Origin of the sequence: Leptospira neocaledonica, assembly GCF_002812205.1 — a bacterium.
GTDB classification, from domain to species: Bacteria; Spirochaetota; Leptospiria; order Leptospirales; family Leptospiraceae; genus Leptospira_B; species Leptospira_B neocaledonica.
Map to the genome: position 1 here is coordinate 1 of NZ_NPEA01000029.1, position 1,336 is coordinate 1,336.

1 protein-coding gene is annotated in these 1,336 nt (G+C 38.5%); it reads left to right on the forward strand.

Annotated elements, in window-relative coordinates:
• A partial coding sequence (locus CH365_RS19810; RefSeq protein ID WP_208861251.1) for a hypothetical protein occupies positions 1-1,108 on the forward strand: 1,108 nt, incomplete at its 5' end.
• Between the last annotated feature and the right edge of the window lie 228 nt (positions 1,109-1,336).

Consider the following 1,336-nt stretch of genomic DNA (forward strand, 5'->3'; position numbering starts at 1 on the left):
CACATTTGCTTCAGTCACTTCGTTTGCATGCGCAAACTCGCGCCATCGCAAACGTCGGAACACCTTGGTCGTTAGACGAAACGGGCCAAATTTATTTTTAGTAGAAACAATTATGAAAAAGACTCTATATTTACTTGGAGCTGGAGCGAGTGCGAACTGCATCCCTACGGTAGGCGGAATTTCTTCAGAAATGATGGCCTTAGATCGAATGGTTTTTACATCTTCAATAAAAGATAACGGATCTATAAAGAATGTATTTTTCAGTGATTTGCTTGCAAAGGAATTTGTGGAAGATTGTAGATGGTTAGGAGAAAATGGACTTTCTCATGGCACGATTGATGTTTATGCGAAAAAGCTGTATCTTAAAAATGAAAAAGAGAAATTGCAAAAATTAAAGTTAACGCTTTCATTTTATTTATTATTTAAGCAAATGCATATGAGCCATGATGTTAGATACGATGTATTTTTGACTACAATCATGAAGTTAAACAATGGAAAGATAGTGATTCCTGATGAGATCGTAATTGGAACTTGGAATTACGATAATCAGGTCCTTATTGCTTTGTTGAATATATTAGGCTTATTTGAACCAAGTTATGCTTTGGAATTCTTAGATATTCATCCATGGCATTCAAATGTTCATTCAAAGAATCAACGTCCGAAATTATTTCATTCAAATGGAATGGCGGGATTTGCGACTTCTGCGTTTGGCTCGGTAGATTATTACCATTTAATTTGGAAACGCTTTAACAATGATTCTGTAAATGAATTTAATAAAATATATAGAGAAATTGCCCCTGGAGCTAATTTCACAATTCATTTTGCTTGGGAAAATGAGGATGTAGTTGAACGGGTGCGTAGCAGCTTTTTCAATGAAATCACTCAAGTGGAGACAATTGTTGTCATTGGGTATTCATTTCCTACATTTAACCGTGATTACGATAAAAAGCTTCTTAAAGAAGCACCGTTATTGAAAAGGATATATATTCAAGATCTCAATCCTGATGGTGTAATTGAACGTGTAAAATCGTTAACGGAAGAGAAGATAGAAATTGTCGCTATCCGGAACTCGGATCAATTTTACATTCCAGTTGAAGTAGCTATATAGAAGTGGCCCGCATCGTCTAACTATCGGCTCTGACGCAGCGCTTCCGGATGCTTCGCACTCTCGCTCGGCCTTCGGCACATTTCGCTATTGTCACTCGTCTTGCAAAGCAAGCCTCGTGCCAACTCGGCTATAGCCGAGACGCGAAACGTCGTCAAGCCTTGGTCGTTAGGCGAACAGCTCTGCACGATATTCTTTTTCAAGCTTTGCGGGCTTCCATGCCCGCTTTTA